The sequence below is a fragment of the Planktothrix rubescens CCAP 1459/22 genome, assembly GCA_904830895.1.
Classification (GTDB): domain Bacteria; phylum Cyanobacteriota; class Cyanobacteriia; order Cyanobacteriales; family Microcoleaceae; genus Planktothrix; species Planktothrix agardhii.
In genome coordinates, this window is record LR882958.1 from 1,396,554 (window position 1) to 1,420,459 (window position 23,906).

The 23,906-nt window shown below is 40.3% G+C and carries 18 protein-coding genes; 12 read left to right on the top strand and 6 right to left on the bottom strand.

Going from position 1 to position 23,906, the window contains the following annotated elements; genetic code table 11:
- Window positions 1-48: 48 nt before the first annotated feature.
- The 7 genes from NMG86_RS06555 (at window position 49) to moaA (ending at window position 10,202) form a co-directional block, all read left to right on the top strand.
- The gene (locus tag NMG86_RS06555; RefSeq protein WP_026798694.1) at window positions 49-1,689 is read left to right on the top strand and encodes an alpha/beta hydrolase; all 1,641 of its coding nucleotides are present in this window, start codon (window positions 49-51) and stop codon (window positions 1,687-1,689) included.
- Window positions 1,690-1,771: 82 nt separating this feature from the next.
- A complete protein-coding gene (locus NMG86_RS06560) occupies window positions 1,772-3,460 on the top strand; it encodes an alpha/beta hydrolase (protein ID WP_052338658.1) in 1,689 nt (562 codons plus the stop codon).
- Window positions 3,461-3,507: 47 nt separating this feature from the next.
- Entirely contained in the window at window positions 3,508-4,575 is a 1,068-nt protein-coding gene (locus tag NMG86_RS06565; RefSeq protein WP_026797273.1) for a YheT family hydrolase, read from the top strand.
- Between the two features lie 77 nt (window positions 4,576-4,652).
- Window positions 4,653-5,216 (top strand): Uma2 family endonuclease, encoded by a 564-nt coding sequence (locus NMG86_RS06570; protein ID WP_026797274.1) that lies wholly within the window; start codon window positions 4,653-4,655, stop codon window positions 5,214-5,216.
- Window positions 5,217-5,493: 277 nt separating this feature from the next.
- On the top strand, window positions 5,494-6,978 hold the full coding sequence (gene gltD, locus NMG86_RS06575) for a glutamate synthase small subunit (protein WP_026797275.1): 1,485 nt from the start codon (window positions 5,494-5,496) through the stop codon (window positions 6,976-6,978).
- 319 nt (window positions 6,979-7,297) lie between these two features.
- Window positions 7,298-9,043 carry an ABC transporter ATP-binding protein gene (locus NMG86_RS06580; protein ID WP_026789177.1) on the top strand — a complete coding sequence of 582 codons (1,746 nt, stop codon included), beginning with the start codon at window positions 7,298-7,300 and terminating at the stop codon, window positions 9,041-9,043.
- Between the two features lie 172 nt (window positions 9,044-9,215).
- Window positions 9,216-10,202: a GTP 3',8-cyclase MoaA gene (gene moaA, locus NMG86_RS06585; RefSeq protein WP_026794305.1), complete on the top strand. Its 987-nt coding sequence runs from the start codon at window positions 9,216-9,218 to the stop codon at window positions 10,200-10,202.
- Window positions 10,203-10,280: 78 nt separating this feature from the next.
- Here the strand turns inward: moaA and rpsD are convergent, their stop codons facing one another.
- The 4 genes from rpsD to NMG86_RS06605 all read right to left on the bottom strand — a co-directional run bounded on the left by rpsD (window position 10,281) and on the right by NMG86_RS06605 (window position 12,259).
- Window positions 10,281-10,889, bottom strand: coding sequence for a 30S ribosomal protein S4 (gene rpsD / locus NMG86_RS06590; RefSeq protein ID WP_026789179.1), 609 nt, complete (start codon window positions 10,887-10,889; stop codon window positions 10,281-10,283).
- 578 nt (window positions 10,890-11,467) lie between these two features.
- Window positions 11,468-11,851 carry a type II toxin-antitoxin system VapC family toxin gene (locus NMG86_RS06595; RefSeq protein WP_043939664.1) on the bottom strand — a complete coding sequence of 128 codons (384 nt, stop codon included), beginning with the start codon at window positions 11,849-11,851 and terminating at the stop codon, window positions 11,468-11,470.
- A complete protein-coding gene (locus NMG86_RS06600) occupies window positions 11,848-12,045 on the bottom strand; it encodes a hypothetical protein (protein ID WP_026797276.1) in 198 nt (65 codons plus the stop codon). The genes NMG86_RS06595 and NMG86_RS06600 overlap by 4 nt, the downstream gene beginning before the upstream one ends.
- A 31-nt stretch (window positions 12,046-12,076) precedes the next feature.
- The gene (locus tag NMG86_RS06605; RefSeq protein WP_043938804.1) at window positions 12,077-12,259 is read right to left on the bottom strand and encodes a hypothetical protein; all 183 of its coding nucleotides are present in this window, start codon (window positions 12,257-12,259) and stop codon (window positions 12,077-12,079) included.
- A gap of 329 nt (window positions 12,260-12,588) precedes the next feature.
- Here NMG86_RS06605 and NMG86_RS06610 point away from each other — a divergent pair, with 329 nt between their 5' ends.
- The 5 genes from NMG86_RS06610 (at window position 12,589) to NMG86_RS06630 (ending at window position 17,868) form a co-directional block, all read left to right on the top strand.
- Window positions 12,589-13,821 carry a DNA double-strand break repair nuclease NurA gene (locus NMG86_RS06610; RefSeq protein WP_026797277.1) on the top strand — a complete coding sequence of 411 codons (1,233 nt, stop codon included), beginning with the start codon at window positions 12,589-12,591 and terminating at the stop codon, window positions 13,819-13,821.
- 11 nt (window positions 13,822-13,832) lie between these two features.
- On the top strand, window positions 13,833-15,494 hold the full coding sequence (locus tag NMG86_RS06615) for an ATP-binding protein (protein WP_026797278.1): 1,662 nt from the start codon (window positions 13,833-13,835) through the stop codon (window positions 15,492-15,494).
- A complete protein-coding gene (locus NMG86_RS06620) occupies window positions 15,494-16,585 on the top strand; it encodes a Druantia anti-phage system protein DruA (protein ID WP_043938802.1) in 1,092 nt (363 codons plus the stop codon). The genes NMG86_RS06615 and NMG86_RS06620 overlap by 1 nt, the downstream gene beginning before the upstream one ends.
- A gap of 286 nt (window positions 16,586-16,871) precedes the next feature.
- On the top strand, window positions 16,872-17,102 hold the full coding sequence (locus NMG86_RS06625; RefSeq protein ID WP_026794302.1) for a hypothetical protein: 231 nt from the start codon (window positions 16,872-16,874) through the stop codon (window positions 17,100-17,102).
- A 163-nt stretch (window positions 17,103-17,265) separates the two neighbouring features.
- On the top strand, window positions 17,266-17,868 hold the full coding sequence (locus NMG86_RS06630) for a hypothetical protein (protein WP_144018175.1): 603 nt from the start codon (window positions 17,266-17,268) through the stop codon (window positions 17,866-17,868).
- A 68-nt stretch (window positions 17,869-17,936) separates the two neighbouring features.
- Here the strand turns inward: NMG86_RS06630 and NMG86_RS06635 are convergent, their stop codons facing one another.
- The gene (locus NMG86_RS06635) at window positions 17,937-21,881 is read right to left on the bottom strand and encodes a beta strand repeat-containing protein (RefSeq protein WP_499103590.1); all 3,945 of its coding nucleotides are present in this window, start codon (window positions 21,879-21,881) and stop codon (window positions 17,937-17,939) included.
- Between the two features lie 2 nt (window positions 21,882-21,883).
- A complete protein-coding gene (locus NMG86_RS06640) occupies window positions 21,884-23,851 on the bottom strand; it encodes a calcium-binding protein (RefSeq protein WP_499103592.1) in 1,968 nt (655 codons plus the stop codon).
- Window positions 23,852-23,906 lie beyond the last annotated feature (55 nt).

Here is a 23,906-nt window from a genome sequence, read left to right on the forward strand (position 1 = left end):
TGGACTTAAATAGAGTTATATGATTTTACAATAAAATAGGAAAAAACTATGCACTGGTTTTCATCTTTTACCTTAACAATAGCCTCTGTATTATTAACAAATCTTCCCGGAATTGCCGCAGAATCAATTCTTGTCCCGTTGGGAAAAACAAGCATTTCTATCTCCATTGATTCCTTAGAAAATTATGCCCAAAAAGGCACAATTAATTCCCAACAATCCTTGGCGACCTATCTACAACTATTAAATCCCGAACAAAAACAAACCCTAATCCGACTATTGAAAATTCGTTATACTAATCAATATATTTCTATTCAACCTTTTTTTAATTCTCCTTTAATCTTAGCCTTTTTAAGCTATTTGGGAAATATTATTCAAACCCAATCTGGTGATAATGGAGTAGAAGCAATTCAGACTAGCTTAATTGAGGTTGCTAATATCCCCAATGGTTTTACCATTATAGATGTGATGCGTCGGTTTCCTAGTCCAGAAATTCGTTTAGATGTTGAACAAATATTAGACATTTTAACTCGGATTTTTACTTTAGTTCAGCAAACTCAGGCCGTCACAAAATCTTTAGAAGTCTTATCAAATATCGAAGCTAAACAAGCTGATTTTACCGATTTTAGTCAAAAACAAGATTTACGGAAACCAGGAATATTTAAGAGTATTAAAAAAACCATAACAGTCAATAATCCCGAAAACAATCGGAACTTCGAGGTTGATATTTATTTACCCGATACTTCAACTTCTTCAGATCAAATCTATCCTGTGATTGTTATTTCCCATGGGTTAGCTTCTGATCGTTCTCGCTTTGAAAGTTTAGCTCGACATCTCAACTCCTATGGTTTTGCTGTGGCGGTTCCCCAACATCCAGGGAGTGATTATCAACAATTTCAATCCTTACTTAAAGGGGAAGTAAAAGACCTATTTGAACCCGAACAATTTATTGATCGACCCCAGGATATAACCGCCTTACTGAATCATCTTGAAAAACTCAATCCCAGTGATTTCAATAATCAATTAGATTTAAAAAATGTGGGCGTAATTGGTCATTCTTTAGGAGGATATACGGCTTTGGTTTTAGCAGGAGCTACCCTTGATTTTACCCAATTAAAAACCATCTGTAAACAGTCAGATATTCCCTTGAATCCTTCGGTTTTTCTTCAGTGTCGAGCTTTAGAACTTCCTGATAATAACTATAAACTCAAAGATTCAAGAGTCAAAGCTATTTTTGTATTAAATCCAGTGAATAGTATTATTTTGGGAAAATCGGGTTTAAGTGAAATCAAAATTCCCGTTTTTATCACAGCAAGTACCGGAGATTTTCTCACTCCTGCATTATCAGAACAGTTGCAAGCTTTTACTTGGTTAACCACCCCCAATAAATATTTAATGATGCAAAATCATGCAACTCATTTTTACGATATTACTTCAGAAAATACCTCTGAACTCTCTAAACTCCATGAATTTGTCCCTCCCACCTCTAAAATTAGTCGAGAGTATATTAAAGCCCTAAGTACGGCATTCTTTAACACCTATTTAACTCAAAATGCTCAATATAAACCCTATCTGAACGCGGCTTATATTCAAACTATTAGCGATCGGGCCTATCCTTTGAGTTTAATTCAATCCCTAACTCCCAATCAATTAACTAATGCCATTAAGGGGATAACTTCCGATAAAAATTAATCAATTAAATCTCAAAAAGGTTGACATAATTTGATTTTTAATGGTATTATAAATAATGATCAAATAATTCTCCTTTAATTTTATGTTAAAACCTATTAAAAATCTCCATGACTATCAACCAAATAAAAACAATAAAAGGATTCAGTCTCTCTCGACTCAACTGATTAAAATTGGCTTAGGAATACTATCGGGTTTAATCGCCACAACCTCCTCAGCAATAGCCGCCGAACAAATTGCAGTTCGGTATAGTATTGGTACGATCTTGATTTCCATTAAAGACTTAGCCACATTTGCCCAACAGGGAGAAATCTCGCCAATTCTATCAATTCCTGAAACAATTCTTAGCCCTGAAGATGTAGAAAAACTGCGTCAACTTTTAGTTACTCCCATGACAGCCAGCCCTTGGAGTATTCAACAATTTAATGACACCCCTACGGGGACTGTAATTCTAACTCGCTTTGGCAATTTTATTCAAACCGATAATGGTGAAAATGGTTTAAATTCTTTAAAAACGGCTATTAATCAAGCCTCTAAACTTCCTGGTGGTTTAACTTTACTCGGTATTTTAGAAAATTTTCCGGGTAAAAGAATAGAAATCGACCTTAATTTTGGTCGGCAAGTAATTCAAGATTTATCTCAAATTATTTATGAAGATCAATCTATTATTAATTGGATTAGAGAACAGGCTAAAGCTGAAATCAATAATCCAGCCCTGCAAAATCGGCCAATTAATTTGAGAAATCCTGGTACAACTGAATGGAAAAAAGAATCCTTGACATTTCAAAATCCTCGACGAAATCAGCCTTCTCCCGTTGATATTTATATCCCCCAAATTTCAACTCCAGCCCCTGTAATTGTGATTTCCCATGGTTTAGGTTCCGACCGAACAACCTTCAAATATTTAGCGGAACATTTAGCCTCCCATGGCTATTTTGTTGCGGTTCAAGAACATTTAGAAACCAGTGCCGATGGCTTGGCTAATTTCTTACAGGGAAACGCTCAACCTCCTGGTGCAGACGCATTTGTTGATCGTCCTTTAGATATTACTTATGTACTTAATTTATTAGAAGAAAAGGCAAAAAAATCCGCATTTCCTAGCGATTTACTCTTAGATAATGTGGGGGTTATCGGTCAATCCTATGGCGGTTATACGGCTTTAGCGGTGGGGGGAGCGACCTTTAATACCAACAGAATTAATCAAGAGTGTGCTAAGGTTGCAGACCAACAACTTACTCTAAATATTTCGGTTTTACTGCAATGTCAAGCCACTTCTATTGCTAATAAAGGTTATGATCTTCAGGATAAACGGGTGAAAGCGGTGATTGCTGTGAATCCAATTACCAGTGTGGTATTTGGACAAGAAGGCATGAGTAAAATTCAAATTCCCGTGTTAATGATTGGAGGAAGTGATGATTATGTAGCCCCGGCTGTTAGTGAACAAATTTATCCCTTTTCTTGGTTAACTAGCCCTAACAAATACTTAATGTTATTAGAGAAAGGAACCCATTTTTCCTTCTTAGCGTCAGGGGAATCTGTAATTCCTGTCCCGGATCAAATTATCGGCCCAAATCCCGAATTAGCCTTTCCCTTTTTAAAAGCAATCAGTTTAGTATTTTTTAATAGTTATATTCGAGGTCAAGCCGAATATTTACCCTATTTGAATGCTGGTTATATCCAGAGAGTTGAAACCTCTCCTTTTAGTTTGACAATTGTTAATTCTTTAACCCAGGAAAATATTCAAGAAGCAATTCGCAAAGTTCGTAAAAAGTAATAAAAATTGTTTGACCAACTGACAGCAACCTATTATTAAACTTAAACATGATTGAACCGATTTACAATCCACCTTTCGCCCTAAAAAATGGCTTTTTAATGACTATTTATGCAGCATTAAGAGCTAGTCGCACTTGGGAAAAAAGTATTGACTTACCAGAACCTCCCTATCAAGAAACTGTCTTTTTAGGAGCCGCAGGTGTTCCGATTTATGGGATTGTGGCAATTCCTGAAAACCCAAGAGGAACAATTATTTCCACCTATGGAATTACTGGCACTTTAGACAATCAATGGTTTTTAAGAATTTGGGGAAGAAAAGCCTTTGCTGCGGGTTACGCTGTGGTTTTATTTGATTGGAGAGCCCATGGAAAAACCGCCGAATTATCTCCGACTTTAACCTCCGATGGTTTATATGAAGGGGAAGATTTTGTTAGAATTGCGGCTCAATCTAAATTAATGGGTTGTCCGGCTCCTTTTTGGTTTACGGGTTATTCTTTAGGGGGACAATTAGCATTATGGGGGGTTAAAACGGCTCAAACTGTCAATCAATGGGGAACAGATTTAGACCTAAAAGATTCCGATATTGCTGGAGGCGCAGTAATTTGTCCTAGTTTAGATTCAACTCGTTCCTTATCTTATTTAGTCCAACATTCCTGGGGAAAATATTTAGAAAGAGCTATTACGAAAGAACTCAAAAAATTAGCCAGAAACCTTTATCAACATCATCCCAATGATATTGATCCAGAGGCGATTAAACGGGCAAATTCAATCTGGGGATTTGATAATGAATTAGTGATTGGACGCTTAGGATTTAAGAGTGTGGAAGCCTATTATGAAGCCAGTAGTGGGTTACAGTTAATTCCTAAACTTAGGAAACCCACGTTAATTTTATATGCCGAGGATGATCCTCTATTTGATCCAACTATTATTCCCGATTTAAAAGCAGCTAGTTATCAGAATCCAGCCATTAATTTAGTATCAACAAATTATGGGGGTCATGTCGGTTATATTAGTAGTAAAATTTGCCAAAATCAATTTGATGACCCTGACCGATGGTGGGCTTGGAATCGGATTTTGGATTGGCTTGATCAACAGGAGAAATCAAAAGATAAGTGATAATACCAAAATTGATTGGGTTAATATTATTATGAAATAAATAGGCTAAAATTAAAATACTTTAGGAGGCAACCTCAATGGTACAAACCCCATCTAAAATTATCACTGTAGCCGAGTTTCTGAAACAACCTGAAACGAAACCTGCCAGCGAATATATTGAAGGTAAAATCATCCAAAAACATAACCCACAAGGAAAACATAGTACAATTCGAGGTGAACTTGTTACCGCCATTAACGCTATTTTAAAACCTGCCAAAATTGCCCGCGCATTTCCCGAACTGCGCTGTACTTTTGAGGAACGTTCAATTGTTCCCGATGTTTCTGTTTTTACTTGGGATAGAATTCCTCGTGATCATAATAGTGCAATTGCCAATAGTTTTCTAATCGCACCCGACTGGATGATTGAAATTTTATCACCGGATCAAAGTCCAACAAAAGTGATTAAAAAAATTCTCTATTGTCTGAATTATCAAACTCAAATGGCTTGGTTAATTGATCCCGAAGAACAATCTATCTTTGTTTATCACTCCCAACAACAAACAGAAGTCTTTGAACAACCGGAATCACCAATATCTGTTCCCCCATTTGCCACGGATATTAAACTAACGGTTGGCGAGTTATTTGCTTGGCTTTTAGAATAAAAAAGATTATAGATTGTTAATAAATATTCAAAAATATGCCAATTAACCCTAGGAATACTCTACAATTCAACCAGGTAAATTGCAGCCAGGAGAATTAGACTCTAAAAACAATTGTCATCAATTGTTGACGATTGGCGAACCCAAAAAGCAGCTAATGGGGAAAACTAGGAACCTGAACTGTTCAGCAACAGCTATATTAATATATTGAACAATCTTGACCGTGCATACCGATTAAGATGACTAACCACCAATACTCAAAAGTTTAACGGAAACAACTATGGGAAAACCGACCGGATTCTTAGAATATCTGCGGGAGTTACCGTCTGAACTCGCCCCCCTTGACCGGGTTCATAACTGGGATGAGTTCCATCTGCCCATGGAGGACGACAAACTACGCACCCAAGCCGCCCGGTGTATGGACTGCGGCACCCCGTTTTGTCATACGGGAAGTATTATTAGTGGCATGGCCAGTGGTTGTCCGATCAATAATCTGATCCCGGAATGGAATGATTTAATTTATCGGGGACTGTGGAAAGAGGCCCTAGACCGTCTGCACAAAACCAATAATTTCCCCGAATTTACGGGTCGGGTTTGTCCGGCACCTTGCGAGGGTTCCTGCGTTTTGGGCATTCATAACCCTCCGGTGACGATTAAAAATATTGAATGTTCGATTATTGATAAGGGTTGGGAGGAGGGTTGGATAACTCCTGAACCTCCGGCCAAACGCACCGGGAAAAAAGTCGCGGTGATTGGTTCTGGCCCGGCGGGATTATCGGCGGCGGCCCAACTGAATAAAGCGGGTCATTGGGTGACGGTTTTTGAACGGGCTGATCGTCCAGGGGGCCTGTTAATGTATGGTATCCCGAACATGAAGCTGGATAAGGAACAGGTGGTATTGCGGCGTCTGAAGGTCTTAGAAGACGAGGGCGTTAAGTTTATTTGCAATACGGAAGTGGGTAAGGACTTTCCCGCCGAAAATCTGTTAAAAGAGTTTGATACGGTACTTTTATGTACTGGAGCTACTAAACCCCGGGATTTACCCATTGAAGGGCGCGACCTCAAAGGGATTCATTTTGCCATGGAGTTCCTCACTGCCAATACTCAAGCTGTTTTAAATAAGCAACCCGGCAGTGATTTTATCTCCGCAGAAGGCAAGGATATTGTGATTATTGGCGGGGGAGATACGGGGACGGATTGTGTCGGGACGTCTATTCGTCACGGTTGCAATACGGTGGTGCAGTTGGAAATTATGCCCCAACCGCCCTCGGAACGGGCTGCTAATAATCCTTGGCCGGAGTGGCCGAAGGTTTATAAAATGGATTATGGCCAGGAGGAAGCCGCAGCTAAATTTGGCTCTGATCCTCGTGTTTATCTAACTACTGCAACTAAGTTTGAAGGGGATGAAAATGGGAATGTAAAAGCGATTCATACCGTTGAGGTGGAATGGGCGAAAAATGAGCAGGGCCAGTTTATTCCTAAGCATATTCCTGGCACGGAAAAGGTGACTCCAACGCAGTTAGTATTATTGGCGATGGGATTTCTGGGGCCGGAACAACCGTTATTAGACAGTTTGGGTTTAGAACGGGATGCCCGCAGTAATGTTAAGGCTGAACATGGCAAGTATGCTACCAGTATTCCTGGGGTATTTGCGGCGGGGGATTGTCGTCGGGGTCAAAGCCTTGTGGTTTGGGCGTTTAATGAAGGTCGTGGCGCCGCCCGGGAATGTGATTTATATTTGATGGGACAGACGGATTTGCCTTAATTTGTTGTTAGAAATCTCTCCTGTTTTCCACCTAGATTAGATCCACCAAAGCCCCCCTTAATTAAGCGGGGGCTGTTTCATGCTTGGTTGTAAATTGTATGACCTAACCCCCCCAGATTATTCGGCGGTTGAAACCGCGTCTACACAGACAAAACCCGCCGTCGCGGGTTGTGAGCCGTTGGATTTCTCATCTGTCCGCGAAGGCGGACATCGTTTGTATAGTCGCGAATTTCATTCGCCGGATGCTTCTTCTTATTTCATGTTATCATAAAATCACTTCTATATAATAATAAAAAAACCGAGTGTCACAAAACCTTATATGAAATCTTCTCGATTCCAAAAACTGATCGACTATCTGCGTCCCCATAAAAAACCTACAATATTAGGAGTTGTGGCGTTATTTCTTGTTAATGCTTTAGGGGTTTATATTCCAATTTTAATTAGGGATATTATTAATGAACTTCAAGTAGCGATTAACTTTGATACTGTACAAACTCAAGTGTTTTGGATTTTTATTTTAGCCTCGATTATGTGGGTTATTCGGATGATCTCCCGCACTCTAATTTTTGGGGTCGGTCGTCAAGTTGAATTTGATTTAAAACAAAAGATTTTTAATCATTTATTAACCCTAGAATCTTCCTATTTTTCGGAAAGTACCGTTGGAGACTTAATTAATCGCGCTACCAGTGATGTTGATAATATCCGCCGTTTATTAGGTTTTGCGGTTTTGAGTATTGCAAATACCATCTTTGCCTATGGTTTAACTCTTCCAGTGATGTTAGCCATTAACTTCCGCTTGACTTTATTATCCATTTCTGTTTATCCCTTCATGTTGATTTTAGTGCAGGTTTTTAGTACGAAACTCAGAGATCAACAAATGAAAGTTCAGGAAAAACTATCAAATATTAGTGATCTGATTCAAGAGGATATGAGTGGAATTTCTTTAATTAAGATTTACGCTCAGGAAGAAAATGAACGCCGAGCCTTTGCTCAGAATAACCAACAGTTATTTGATGCCAACTTGGATTTAGCTAAAACCCGAAATATTTTGTTCCCTATTTTAGGTGGAATTGCCAGTTTAAGTTTTTTGATTTTATTGGGAATTGGGGATGAATTTATTGCCAATGGAGAACTAAGTATTGGTGATTTTGTGGCGTTAATTTTATATGTGGAACGTTTAGTATTTCCCACGGCTTTATTAGGATTTACGATTACAGCCTATCAACGGGGAGAAGTGAGTATTGATCGAGTTGAAGCAATTTTAAGTGTTGAACCTCAGATTAAAGATCCCTTAGAACCCTTACCTTTGCCAACTCCGGTTCAAGGATGGTTAAGTGCATTTAATCTGAGTTATACCTACCCCAGAAGCAAAATTCCGGCTCTGAATGATGTTAATTTTATGATTAAACCAGGGGAAACTGTTGCCATTGTTGGCCAGATTGGTTCTGGAAAATCAACTTTAGCTAATGCTATTCCTCGGTTATTAGATATTAAAATAGATCAATTATTTGTAGATGGTCAGGATATTACTCAATTAAAGTTATTAGATTTAAGAAGTGCGATCGCTTATGTTCCTCAAGAGAGCTTTTTGTTTAGTACCAACATTAAAAATAATATTGCTTATGGTGACCCAATAGCAGAACAATCGGAAATTGAAATAGTAGCTAAAATTGCTAAGATTCATGAGGAAATTTTGAATTTTCCTAAACAATATGAAACCCTAGTCGGAGAACGGGGAATCACCCTATCCGGTGGACAACGACAACGAACCGCCCTAGCCAGAGCTTTATTAGTAGATGCACCAATTTTGATTTTGGATGATGCTCTTTCGAGTGTGGATAATCAAACCGCTACGGAAATTTTACAGAATTTAAAAGTCGGAACCCAAAGAAAAACCGTTGTTTTTATCTCCCATCAAATGTCTGCGGCGGCTATGGCAGATCGGATTTTGGTGATGGAAAAAGGTAGCATTATTCAAACCGGAACCCATAGTGAATTAGTCGCCACCAAAGGACTCTATCAAACCCTATGGAATCAACACAAATTAGAGGAATTATTGGTTTAATTCGGGTAAGTTAGGGAGGGGATAAATTTTAGAGACAAAACCCCTAAAATAAAACATTATAACCTCGGTACAGATCGATCTATATTTATTATGATCAGATGACCTTGTTCTGTTTTAGAAAAATTCGACATAATACAGAAAGCACAATATTCTGTCATGCTCCTAAAAATCCATGAACCCCGTTGATTATCTTCGCATTAGTTTAATTGACCGTTGCAACTTTCGGTGTCAATATTGTATGCCCGAAGGCACGGAAATTAATTATATCCTACAACAGAATTTATTAACTTTGGATGAACTCCTAACCCTGTTACAAGAGGTATTTATCCCGGTTGGATTTACTCGATTTCGCTTAACTGGAGGTGAACCTTTATTGCGTCCTGGGGTAGTGGAATTGGTGCAGCAAATTAATGCTTTTCCTGAAACCAAAGATGTGGCAATGACAACAAATGGTTTTTTATTAGCAGAAATGGCAGAAGATTTATATAATGCTGGACTGCGACGGATTAATATTAGTTTAGATTCCCTTGATTCTGATATTTTTGATCAAATTATCGGCAACCGAGGACGCAGCCGATGGCAACAGGTTTGGGCAGGAATACAAGCAGCCTATCAAGTGGGTTTTAATCCCTTAAAATTAAATGTCGTGGTCATTCCTGGGGTGAATGATCATGAAGTTTTGGATTTAGCAAAATTAACAATAGAACGACAATGGCACGTTAGATTTATTGAATTTATGCCCATTGGAAATAACGATTTATTTGCCGATCGCGGTTGGATTTCTTCAGAACAATTACGCCAACAAATTCGCGAAAAATGGGGTTTAGAAGCCTCACAGGTGAAGGGAAACGGCCCTGCGGATGTATTTCAAATACCGGGAGCGCAGGGAACATTAGGATTTATTAGTCAGATGTCTGAATGTTTTTGCGATCGCTGTAACCGCATGAGATTCTCCGCCGATGGTTGGTTGCGGCCTTGTTTATTAAATGAAACCGGACAAATCGACTTAAAAACTCCTCTGCGTCAGGGTGCGACGTTTGAGGAGTTAAGAGAAAAGGTAAGTAACCTATTAGGAATTAAACCCGATATTAATTTTAAACAACGGGACTCTGGTACAACAGGAAATTATGCCCGTACCATGTCCCAAATTGGCGGATAGCAACCTGAATAATAAGCAGGTGGGGTACGTTATTTTTAGTCGATAACGCCCCACATAAAATAGAACGGTGAGGAACTCTTAGGCTTGACGAGAATAAAATTCAACCACTAACAGTTCATTAATTTGTAAAGCCACCCATTCCCGTTCAATGACGCTATTTACCTTTGCAGTTAATTGTTCTTTGTCCAACTCCAGATGACCAGGAATATTGGCTAAACCGGGATATTGTAAATTGGCTTTCACCAGTTCACGGGATTTTTCGGTATTTCTAACACCAATTAATTCCCCAGGTCTGCATTGATAGCTAGGAATATTGACACGACTACCATTAACGGTAACATGACCATGGCTGACTAACTGACGAGCCGCTGGAATTGTGGGGGCCATTCCTAAACGGAAAATGGTATTATCCAAACGCATTTCCAAGGTTTGCAGCAACACTTGTCCGGTGGAACCGGAAGCGCGGCGAGCTTTACGGACATAACGCAATAACTGACGCTCGGAAACGCCGTAGTTATAGCGCAGTTTTTGTTTTTCTTCTAACCGAACCGCGTATTCTGAACGTTTACGACGGGCTTGGCCGTGTTGTCCAGGGGGATAGGCCTTTCTGGGGGTCTTCCGAGTTAATCCAGGCAAATCGCCCAAACGACGAACAATTCTCAGACGGGGGCCTCTATATCGAGCCATCTAACTTTTTCTCCGCATAAAATTTTTTGCACCAACCTTCTATTATACTATGTATTCCCCCTGATTGATCTGGTTTTTGAGTAATGGCCCGAATCCGGCTTGCTGGAAATGAGTATCGGCTGTTAGTGCATCAGTCATTACCCTCCTTCACCCCTTCAAAGGGATTGCAGAGTGTTAACTCAGGCACTCGCTTGAAATCATAAGAAAAAGATGGGAGAGTGGAAACTCAGTGTCTTCAGACCTGAGAGGAAACGCGACACAGGGGAATTTATTCCCATTGAAATATCAAAAAATGTGCTAGAATCAAAAACACATGAGTAAGAACAATAAATATCTGCGTGTTGAAGTATCCTAGTATCGGAGAAATCCCGGCTCCCCTGAAACAACGGCTAGATTTAATTCTAACGGCAGTATGACAAGCAAGGAGCAAGTAAAGGCAGGATATGGAGCGTACCGCAATTTGGCTTAGTGATATCTTCTGAAAGTGTTTTGATTCAAAAGTAAAAGTATCGGGAAGATCGGGTTTTTCGTCCGATCAACTCAGTAGACGATCTTTGGCAATCGTAGCGAGAATTAGATTAAACTAATCCTGTCCGCAGAATCTCAGTGTCTTCAGACCTGAGAGTGTCAACCAGATTTCTAGTCATCACACAAGCAGAGCAGTGCAATGCCGTTGCAGCAATCAGGGCATCGGGAAGTTTGATGCGGTGATGTCGCCGTAATTGAATGGTGCGATCTTCGATTTGGGGCAATAGGGGTACTCGTTCAAACTGCATCAACAAATCAGCAATTACTGCTTCTTCTTCGTTGGATAACTCTGGAAAACTCAGCAACTCAATTCGCACAATCGAGGAAATGATCACCTCATTTTTACTGAGAAATAATTCTGAGAAAAGCGGCAATACTGCTGTTTCTTCAGCCAGGTAGTCAATAAAGATGTTGGTGTCGTAGAGATACTTCACTGATCCCACTCCTGACGTATTGTGTCGAGATGAGCCAGCATTTTTTCTCGCTTATCTTTTAGCAATCCCTTAGCTTTAGCAACCTTGGCATAATCCCGTTGCCACATCGACACCACTGAAGCCGGGACATCCACGGTAATAAACTCTTCATTCTGGTCGATTAAATACTGCTTGGAAATTTTGATGATGGGCATCGTTTTTTTCCTGGAATGCTTACTCTGAATTTTACCCCTTCATCGTTCCAGGTTGTGCAACCACTGGAGGATATTGGCAAAATGTTTTGGGGAGTTGTTTTTGGGGTAATATTGTTTCAACAATAATTCTCACCCTTGTACCTACATCCAGGTTTAAGGGAGATTCCAGTTGAAGGGATTTACCATCAAATATTGCATTAATTGCTTGAATCATAATAATTAAAATGCGCTCAAACCAGTTTTTTAATGATTTATATTAATCCCATAATAGCATTTTTTAGGGAGGCATATCACGGGTTTCGGGTAACACCACAACCCAATGCCGAAACCAGGTTTCTATAATTTTGGAGGGTTGGGATGTGCGAAACTGCCATCTCCGATGCTGTTGTCTCGTGATCTTTTAATACTGAAAGCCGAAGAGTTGACAGACAACCTGTCTCGTGGTTAGATTGCAGGGCTGAATGTACAGAGTGATCGTGTGAATGTCAGGGCAGCGACTGTTACAATAGATTGTCTTTGCTATAAAACTACTAGAAGTAAGATATGCCAGGAAAACAGATACCTGATACTGCTATCGAGCAAGTTGCTCAACACATCAACACCAGAAGTAATAAAAATCACGGTATTCCCGTGATTGGACATGAAGAGAATATAGAAACTCCTCAAATATTTGAAATTATTCAGTTTGACAAAATTGATGATAGCGATAGGAGGTTCTACGCGATAGATGGCAGTTACAACAGTGAGCAGTTTTATAATGGTCTAGCCATAGCAATTTATGCTGCTGGTTACATTTGCTTTCATCGAGGTAAGCAAATTAGAATGAATTCATTAGACGATCCAGTTGTACTTGGACAGGCATACTATCCGCAGAATATTTTAATCACACATCACGATCACTTAAATGCCATTTATGATGAATTTTTAACCTTAGAACCAATAAAATATCTATTCAAATTTCTTGAAGATTCACCAGAAAATGTTTTTCCATATAAAAAAGAACAAATTTGCACAAACTTATCAACATTGCTCGGATTCTGTCAGGAAGTCCTAGAAATTGCGCTGATTTTGGAAGTGATTGATCGCCCAGAAACAAAAGCTGGCGATTTTATTTTAAGAGATGGTACATTACGTCCTCTCCAAATAAAGCAGAAATACTTAGTAAATTTGGGAGAGTATGCTTATAAAAAACAGATAAAAATAGTGTCTGTGACTAAGCAATCTCCAGTTAAAATGGAACTAGCTTATACATTCAGACAGATTGATAATTATCTGCAAGATCAGCTTAAGCATGAGTATCCTTTTGTAGAAACAGAATCCAAACGCCAAAAACTGTGCTGCTGGTTTGAAATTCCAGATGTTGTTCTTAAAGCAGCATATCAGGGTGATATGTTTATTAAAAAATCAATTAGTGGAGGAAGAGGATTTGGGCTATTTATGGCAGCGAGATTAGATTATGTAGAAAAGCTCCAAAACTATGACTGGCTTATAGCTGATATCAACATTTTTGATGCTATTCCACAAATCCGAACAGGCTCGTATGAAAGATGTAGGGAAGAACTTGAGTTAATATTTAAGGAGCTAACTCGGCTTACACAAGAACACTATATTCTTGGCTATCCTTACCCATTATGTGAAGTACATAATTTCATATCCTTGAAAAGAAATTTTAAAGATGAGATAATTGCTCGCCTTAAATACTCTCTTTATAAGGATCAGAGAATGGATAACGTCGATATTGAAAATCTATTTTTAGACACACACGACAGATTTTAGGAGCGAACACTATGGGAAAAGCAGATTTTGGCGTTTTATATGGGCAGAAAACAACTGAAGATGCCCTATTGATATACTCATCCTATGAGGATGCTAAAGCTAGTCCACAAACTGGCGACTTTATTGTTCTGACACCCAAAGATGAAGGAAATACAAAGTATCTTGCTAGGGTCGAAGCTGAAATTTATGATGAAGATCCTATCTTTAAGTCACAGGAAAAAACGTTAGTAGCAGTACATTATGCTCGAATTGCAGAAAGAGAGCTTTCTGAGCGAGACAAACAGAAAATGTTCAGTTACACCTACAAAGTTCGGATTCTAGGAACATTTAAAGATAGTGGCTCTACCATTGACTTTACAACGGCTGTTAGGAAACTCCCCACAGTTTCTTACATTGCAAGACATCTAAACAAACGCGAAATAGAGTCAATTCTCAATAAAACCAATGAAAATGGCGCTGAAATTGGATATCTTTGTGTAGGAGAAACTATTTTTAAGGACAAGGGGCCAATTCTTTTCCAAATCGATAAATTGCGTAACAAACGCACGATGGTATTTGCTCAATCAGGCTTTGGCAAAACTAATCTTGTTAAGGTACTGCTTTACCATATGACTCGTGATAATTCCTATGGAAAGTTGATTTTTGATTTGAACGGCGAATATTTTTTGCGTGGCACAGCTACATACGGATTGGGAGATATAGATGAAAATTCAATCCGTGATAATGTTGTCGTGTATACCGACAAAAAGTTACCAGACACTTATCAAAAACAGAATCGATTTACTTGCGGTGGCAAAGTTACGCTCAATATGCACAGGCACTTAGCAGTAGGAGACATATTGAATTTTGGTGGTGGTTTTTCTGAAGTAATGAAAGCTTTTCTTCTCTACCTTGATGAAGACGGTGTATCTAATTTTGTGGGAAATATTGATAACTATGTTCAAACTCCAAGCAATCTTTATCGAGATTTTTCGGATTTCTTTGGCGAACAGAAAACAGATAAAAATGGCAACATTAAAGAAGATGTATCTGCCAGGAAAACAATTATGGCAATTCGGAAAAGGATCCGTCATTTAATTGATGAAGGTAATTTACATTCTGGAGGATCAAATCTTATAGAAGATGTATTCAAATATTTGAAGCAAGGAAAGACTGTTATCATTGACCTATCCCTAAAAGACAACATGGATGCCAGCATTATTTCAACTATTCTGGTTCGGAAATTGTTTGAAAGCAACAAGGAAAAATTCACTTCAGATCAACCAGAAGAAGTTGTCAATGCCGTTGTATTTGTAGAAGAAGCTCAAAATGTTTTATCTCAGGAATTCGTTAAGAGTAATGCCAATCCATTTGTTAGAGTTGCCAAAGAAGGACGCAAATTTGGCTTGGGATTAGTCGCTGTAACACAACGCCCATCCGCTATTTCTGATGAAATTAGAACCCAAGCAGAAAATTTCTTTGCTTTTCATATGGGAAATTCTGACGATATTAAAGCACTGGTAAAGTCTAATATCAATTATGATGGGGTGATATCGAACTTTATTCAGCGTGAGACAATTGCGGGTAATCTCTATATGGTTTCATCTGATCAAGCTTTCGCCCTCCCTGTACGAGTAACCGAATTTGAAAAGCTCGTAGAATCAAAAGTTTATAGAGAATCTAAATTTAATTAATGGAAAATAATGATTTTTGTACAATTGATCAGAAACTCCTGATTAAAGAACAGATTATCCAAAACCTAGAAGATTATGGAGTTTTTTGGGATCGAGATAATCACAAAATCATTGTAAATGACCCCAATGATTTTAGAGAAGTCCAAAGAAAACTCTCTGAACAAACTAACTTAAAGGGTCAAGAATATAAAGAAAAAGTTCAGAAGTATTTAGCAGAACCTTCAGATATTAATATATCTAAAATAGATCCATATCTTGTTATTGTTGAACCCATAGCAGAACATCGAAGATTATGGGCGTATGCTATATCTCACTGGTCGATACCCGTTACAAATGGTTATGGTAGACGGATTCGATATTTTGTTTTTGATAGCCAAAATCATAAATTAATCGGAATTATTGGACTTTGTGACCCTGTAATTGGTTTGGGAGTACGAGATGAAAATTCTATTAATTGGACAAAAAACCAGAAATTGAAACGACTTTATAATTGTATGACAGCCTATATTTTAGGAGCTATCCCTCCATACAATCGAGTGCTTGCCTCAAAATTAGTTGCCCTTGCTGTAATGTTTCCAACAGTTCGTCAAGACTTTTATAGAAAATATAAGGATAAATCTTCTCTTATTACAGGGGAAAACAAAAAATCTGATCTTGTTTATATTGATACGTTAGGAGCCTTTGGGAAGTCAGCAATCTATAATCGTTTGATTAACTGGGAATTTGTTGATTATACTAAGGGTCAAAGTCATCTTCATATAACAGCAAATGGAAGTTGGGAACTAATTAAGCAAGTTGTACCACCAGATATTTTTGAAACATACAAATTTGGAAAGGGGCCAAATTGGAAAATGCGTATCTTAAAAAGGGGACTAAGAGAACTTGGGTTATCAACAGATATGTTAAGCATTGGTTGGCAGAGAGCATACTATTGTTGTCCATTAGCGGAAAATTGGAATGAATATTTATTAGGAGAGACCGATTCTGTTGTCTGGCGAAAATTTACACAAAAAGACTTAGTAACTTATTGGCATCAACGATGGGTTAATCCCAGAATGGATGTACTACAAGGTAAACTAGATGAGGAGTGACTCTAACATTCCAGTGTACCGCACCCCTTTACACCAAAACCTCATATGTGGGATCAGCCAGAATTCTCTCATCAAACTCCATATTTTCCCACTAAAGATAGGAGAAATGACGCGATCGCGATTCTCCTGGGGCGACGCGATTAGGACTATTCATAATCAATTTCTTGTTGATCTAATGCTAAGAATAACTCTTCAGCATTTAAGATATCGCGTCCTGACTATAATATAATAATCAACATGATTAAATAGCCGATCAACCGTTGGATGCAGAAATCCTCACAAAATTATGATAGAAACCAAAATTTTAGAGGCTATTAAACAGATGCCGAATGTAGAGCGTTTAAAGATTATTGAGTTTACATTGCGGCTGGTGCGCGAAGAAATGGAAAAACCCGAAAAACTTAGTTTAAGAGATGCGGCTGAAATGATGCGTCCTTACTATGCAGAAGGAAGCGATTTGACGGAGTTTGTTGATAGGTCGCATGGGGATTTTTACGAGTATCAAGACTATGCTTAGAGGTCAGATTTGGCTGTTGTTTTAAACATTTAAGGTCATATCGCGTCTCTGATTTTGCTCTGACTCTAATCCCAAAGAGATTTAGTTTTCAGCAATGTATCTAGCTTTTCATTTTCGACTAATGACTAACCCATGATATCATTGTGCAAAACTTGAAATGGCTATGAATCCTTCTATTGTGATGTTTTCTGGATTAAAACAAGCACTTCTGACCCACCTCCCAGGACACCACCGTTGGTTATCCGTAGTGGCGACGGTGAGTTTGTTTCCGTTGTTTGTTTCCGTTGCTCCGGCTGAGGCTTTTCCTTCCTTTGTCTTAATTCGGCGACAGGACTATAGAAACTGCACTCAACAGTTAGTTACGGCGGGGCTATCGGTAGAGTTGGCAACTCAAGGCTGCGGAATGGCATCTCGGCCTAGGAATATGGGATATTGTGTCACCCAAATGCAGAGAAATGTGGCCGCTCTACCCGTAGAAAAAATCTTATCCGGTTGTCTACAGGTACGGCGTCCCGATGAATTAGCTAATTGTGTGGTTAATATTAACAGAAATACCAGTGCATCTGATCCGTTAAATGTTCTGGATAGTTGTCGTCGGAGTGTATTACCGGAAACCTTTTCCAATTGTGTTGTTGGAATGAACCAAGCTAGTACAAATTTAGGAGTTGATCAATTATTGAAAACCTGTTTAAATCCTCCTGAAAATGTTGTTAAATTAGAACAGGAAAAATCCATTGATTTGCAACTCAATACACCCAATCAGTAATTAAAAAACCCTGCAAAGACGCGCCGTGGCAGATACGCGCCGTGGCTCGTCTCTACAGGATAGGATATTTAGAACAGGATTACATCATCAGGATTTAGGGTTGTTATGCCCGTAACTCCTTCTAATTTAGCCAGAATCCGAGAATCATTCCCGGTTAAATTATTCCCATTGCCATCATAAATTAAGTAGGTATCCTTACCACTATCAAAGGCAAATAAACCTGGGCTATTTCCCGATAGAACATTCGTTGAAAGATTGGTTTGTACCGTCAGCAGAATATTACCAGTACCCGCAATTAAACTGGTGGATAAACCAATTTGATCGCCCCCAACCTGACCTAAACCCTCAAAATTGTTAATAGAATCATATAAACTACTACCAATTTGAGCATTAATTCCCGTCCCCACCGCATTAAACCCGATACCGCCCCCATCCAGGGAGTCCGTATAAATAAACAGGTCTTTTTCTCCAACACTCCCAATTAAACTATCCCGTCCTAAACCGCCCTGAAGTGTATTGTTGCCAATTCCACCCTGTAACAGATCGTTTCCACTTCCTCCCGATAAACTATCATTTCCAGCATCCCCTCGCAGGGTGTCATTGCCACCCAGACCGCTCAGGGTATCCTCTCCACCCTGACCATTGAGGTTATCGCTAAAACTGCCTCCGGTGAATGAGTTGGGGTTATTATCAGCAACGGTTAAGAGGTCAATTGTAATATTGGCCGTAGCTGTTCCCCCTTGACCATCACTAATAATATAGTTGAAGGTATCTGGCCCGGTCGCATTTCCCAAACGGGTGTACTGAACTAAGGAACCCGCCCGAGTCACTAACCCCTGGGCGGTCGCCGGATTATCCACCGAGGTCAAGGTGAGAACCCCTCCATCGGGGTCACTATCATTATCCAGGGGAGAAATAGCGAATTGGATACTATTGTTCGTGAAAATTTGGCCGTCATTAACCGCAATCGGAGGATCATTAATCTCCGTGATACTAATAGTTAAGGTTTGACTCACCGCCGGATTTTGACCATCACTGACACTATAGAGGAAGACCCCCGCCGCCCCGCTAATATTGGGTTTGGGAACAAATTCTAACTGAGTAATTTCAGCACTGGTTAAGGTTTGACCAATAATAATCGAGTTAGTTTGACCCGTAATTCTGACGATTCCTTTATTACTATCGGGAATACTATTAACAGTAATAATTAACGGATCATTATCGGGATCAATCGGAGCCACAATCCCTAAATTAGTGATTACATCTTCATTAATATTAACCGTTGTATTCCCTGGAACAATCGGAGGACGATTTAGGCCAGCAAAATCATTCACATCAAGGGTTGTAACCCCATTCACATTATCTAATTTAGCTAAAATTCGAGAATCATTCCCTGTTAAATTATTGCCATTTCCATCATAAATTAGGTAAGTGCTACTACCATCATTAAAGGCAAATAGACCCGGATTTGTACCGGGAATCACGTCCCCTGTAATATTAGTTTGTACGGCTGTTCCAATACTTGCAAAAGAGGCAATTACCGTTGTAGCAAAACTAATTCGATCTCCAACCGGAGCCCCTAACCCTTCAAAGTCGGTAATTGTATCATATAAATTACTACCAATTCGGGATTTAACCTCAGTATTAGAACCAGCATTAAACCCAGACCCTCCGCCATCATCAGCGTTATCATAGCGGAATTGGTCATTTCCAGCATTTCCCGTCATGCTATCGGGGGCTAAACCACCGTTTAGGGTATCGTCTCCAATACCACCCTGTAACAAATCCGTTCCACTTCCTCCCAGGAGTAAATCATTCCCTGCATCTCCTCGGAGGGAATCTTTCCCATCCAGACCGCTTAGGGTATCATCTCCTCCTAGACCATTGAGGTTATCGCCAAAACTGCCTCCGGCGACTGAATTGGGGTTATTATCAGCAACGGGTAAAAGGTTAATCGTAATGGTGGAATTACTGGTACCTCCCTTCCCATCACTAATACTGTAGTTGAAACTATCTGGCCCGGTCGCATTTCCTAAACGGGTGTACTGAACTAACGAACCCGCTTGAGTTACTAAACCCTGGGCTGTGGCGGGATTATCCACCGAGGTCAAGGTGAGAATATCTCCATCGGGGTCAGTATCATTATCTAAAGGAGAAATGGGGAATTGGATGCTATTGTTGGCAAAAATTGGGCCGTCGGGAACCGCCACCGGAGGTTGATTTAGAGCAATTACCGTAATGGTACTAGCTGCGGTATTACTATTGTTAGTTCCATCATTCACCTTCACCTCTACTGTCCGGGTAGTGGTATTCGGAGGATTGGCCGTATTGTTATAGATAATTTGTCCGATCGCCGTTTGATAAGCACTAATCGCAGCATTCCCGGTTAGGGTCAAAACGCCTGTGTTGCTGTTATAACTACTGGCTGTAATCCCCGTAGGTAACACACCATTAACCGATAAACTTTCCACACTGCCATTCAGGGGGTTAGTTAAGGTGATGGTAGCTGACTCGGCGTTGGGATTATCAGGATCGGTAATCACAATATTAGTGGCATTGGCGATCGCAATGGCTGGCTGTCCCTGGGAAAAGGTTACTTGAGTATTATTTCCCGCTTGACTACCATTTAAGTCTAGGGTTGGGGGTTGATTGGGATTAACAGTAATATTGACCGTCGCGCTACTGGTGCCGCCATTTCCATCACTAATAGTATAGAGGAAACTAGCTGGCCCAGTATGGTTAGGGGCGGGAGTAAATAGAACATTAGTATTATTTAAAGTCACTGTTCCATTAAACGGATCACTCACTTGAGTAATAGTTAACGGATCATTATCGGGATCGGTATCATTGGCTAATAGGGTTGAAGATGCGATCGTCAAGAGTACATTTTGCGTCCCCACCACACTATCATTGACCGCATTCGGTGGCTGGTTGGGTTGATTAATCGCAATCGTGCTGGAGGCTTGTTGAGGGCCACCACTACCCGTATTTCCTTGATCCGTTGTTACCACTTGCAGGGTTGCTGAGGTGGTAAAGGATGCGGGTGGGGTAAAGGTTAAACCATTGAGGGCGGTATTAATATTATCAACTTGACCAACTAAGGTAATAGTTGTGGTTCCATCCCCAGAAATTGTGACATTATTCGGGGTTGTACCCAAGGTTAGGATTCCGGTACTAGCGGTTAAAGTAACCTGTACAGGATTAACGCCAGCATCAGGATCACTAATAGAAATTTGATTCCCAGCAGCTTGACTAAATAAAATCGGTTGGCTACCGTTGGCATTTTGTGACCCGGGAACCGTATTTACAGGAGGATCATTAACCGCATCCACTGTAATCGTGCTAATCGGAATATTACTACTATCTTGGCGATCGGTAACAACAACATTAACTACCCGATTTTGAGTATTGGGATTTTGGGAACTATTGCTATAAACCAGTTGAGAAAGTGCCGTTTCATAACTGGCAATTGGGGCAGTTCCAGTTAGGAGAATAATTCCCGTTGCTGGGTCATAATTTCCGGCGGTAATACCACTGGGCAAGCTTCCCAGGATAGATAACCCTTCAATTTTACCATCAGGAATATTGGTTAAAGTAATAGTAGCAGAGGTAAGATCGGTATCATCAGCATCAATAATACTGACACTTCCAGTAATCGCAATGGGAGTTGTTCCTTCAACAAAAACCGTACTGTAATTATTCCCGGGTTGGGAACTGCTGAGATCCAAAATAGGAGGAACATTAACCGATACTACATTAACTGTAACGGTTGCGGTTCCTGTTGCTCCGTTATCATCTCGGATTTTATATTCAAAACTATCAAAACCGGAAAAGTTTTGATCAGGAATATAAGTAATTGATCTTGCACTTCGATTTAAGCTGGCTGTCCCATTGGCAGGTTCTGTAATTCCAGTGATGGTGAGCAGCCCAACTCCCGTATCATTAGCAGTGATGGTACTATTGGGAATCTGCAACAGAGTATTCTGTAAACCCGATACTGTGTCATTCTCCATCGCTAAAATTGCCGGAGTTGGAGGTTCAACAGGCGGAGGTGTGGGTTGAGATGGAGTTGGCGGTGGTGGTGTAGTCGGTGAGGTAGTAGGTGGGGTAGTGGTTGGCGGGGTTGGCGTTGTTGGTGTGGGAGTTGGTGAAGTTGTTGGTGTCGGAGTTGGTGAGGTTGTTGGTGTCGGAGTTGGTGAGGTTGTTGGTGTCGGAGTTGGTGAGGTTGTTGGTGTCGGAGTTGGTGAGGTTGTTGGTGTCGGAGTTGGTGAGGTTGTTGGTGTCGGAGTTGGTGAGGTTGTTGGTGTGGGTGTGGTGTGGGGGGTGTTGTCGGAGGAAGGGGGGCAGTGGGGTCAATAACAAAGTTAGATTCGCTTAAAATACTGGCATTAACTCCCTGTAAGACGGCTAAAAATTCACCTGTATTTTTATCTTTAATAATTGTATTACTGGAATTAGAGGCTTGACCTTGGGAAATTTGCAGATCTTGAAATGTCAGTCCTCCAGATAACCCAATTTTATCGTTTGTCGTAAAATCCGTAACAATATCCGCTAATTCAACGCTAGTGCCGCCCGTAGTTCCCGTAATAAAACTACCGCCATTAGGAGCTTGAGTAATCACATAACCAAGAACAAAAATATCATCTCCCGCGCCCCCTGTGAGGGTATCTAATCCAGCTTCCCCGGCTAATAAATCATTCCCAGCATCACCGGAGAGGAAATCCCGACCGTTACCGCCATTGAGAATATCTTCCCCGGCACCTCCATATAAATTATCGGCTCCATTATCTCCATTCAGGACATCATCCCCGGCATTCCCAAATAGTTGATCATTATCATCCCCGCCAGAAAGGGTATCATTTCCCAAATCTCCATAGAGAACATCCGCCCCAAGACCGCCGACTAAACTATCATCATCTCCGCCACCAAAAAGTTGATCATTGCCAGCATCTCCACTCAGGAAGTCCTGACCGGAATTACCATATAAAATATCGTCTCCATCTCCTCCAGTAACACTATCGTTACCAATATCACCCGATACCGTATCATTGCCTTTATCCCCATAGAGGAGGTCATCTTCCCCCCCGCCTCCGATACTATCATTGCCTTGGCCACCATACAAACTATCGGCTCCGGCTCCACCATTCAATGTATCATTATCTCTATCCCCAAAAGCCAGATCATTCCCGGCATCCCCAAAGATTAAATCATCTCCTTGACCTCCGCGTAGACAATCATCCTCTGAGCCTCCGATAATGGCATCATTGCCTTCATTACCATTAATTTGATCCTGTCCAGCATCTCCTTGGAGGAGGTCATTCCCTCCTAATCCAAAGATACTGTCATTCCCTGCTAATCCAGAAATCGTGTCATTTTGACTACTACCAATAATGGTGTCATCTGCCTCTGTCCCTGTCCCCGCACCCTGAATCCGAATTGGTTCGAGTTTGGGACTAGGGGTAGGTGTGGGAGTTGGTGAAGTTGTTGGTGTGGGAGTTGGTGAGGTTGTCGGTGTAGGACTAGGAGTAGCTGTGGGACTAGGCGTAGCTGTAGGACTAGGTGTGGCTATGGGACTGGGAGTGGCTGTGGGTGCAGGGGTTTCCGGGCTAAATCCATCGGGAGTAAAAATCAAACTTCCGGCTGGCCCGGTTTTAACAGTTCCGGTTGTTTGACCATTCAGGGTTTGAAATTGACCAGTTTCTGTTTCAGCTAAATAAACAGGTGTATTAGTTTCAATAGATATTGCTTGTACAACAGGTGTATCGGGTACAAATACGACCCCCCCGGTTGCACCGGGTAAGGTAGTTCCGATGCCATTAGAAAGGGGAACAAAAGACTGAACATTTGCTGGAAAAGTCTCAAATCTTCCTTGAATTCCTGATGAAAAAATTAATACTGAATTTCCCGTATTGTACAGGCTATTACTAGGAGAAATTCTTAAGGATAAATTGGCGGGAATTGTATTGATAATAGAACTTGTCATAATCAGAATCCTTTGCTGGGAATAGGGATATTAATGTTAAATTTGTAGTAAGCCC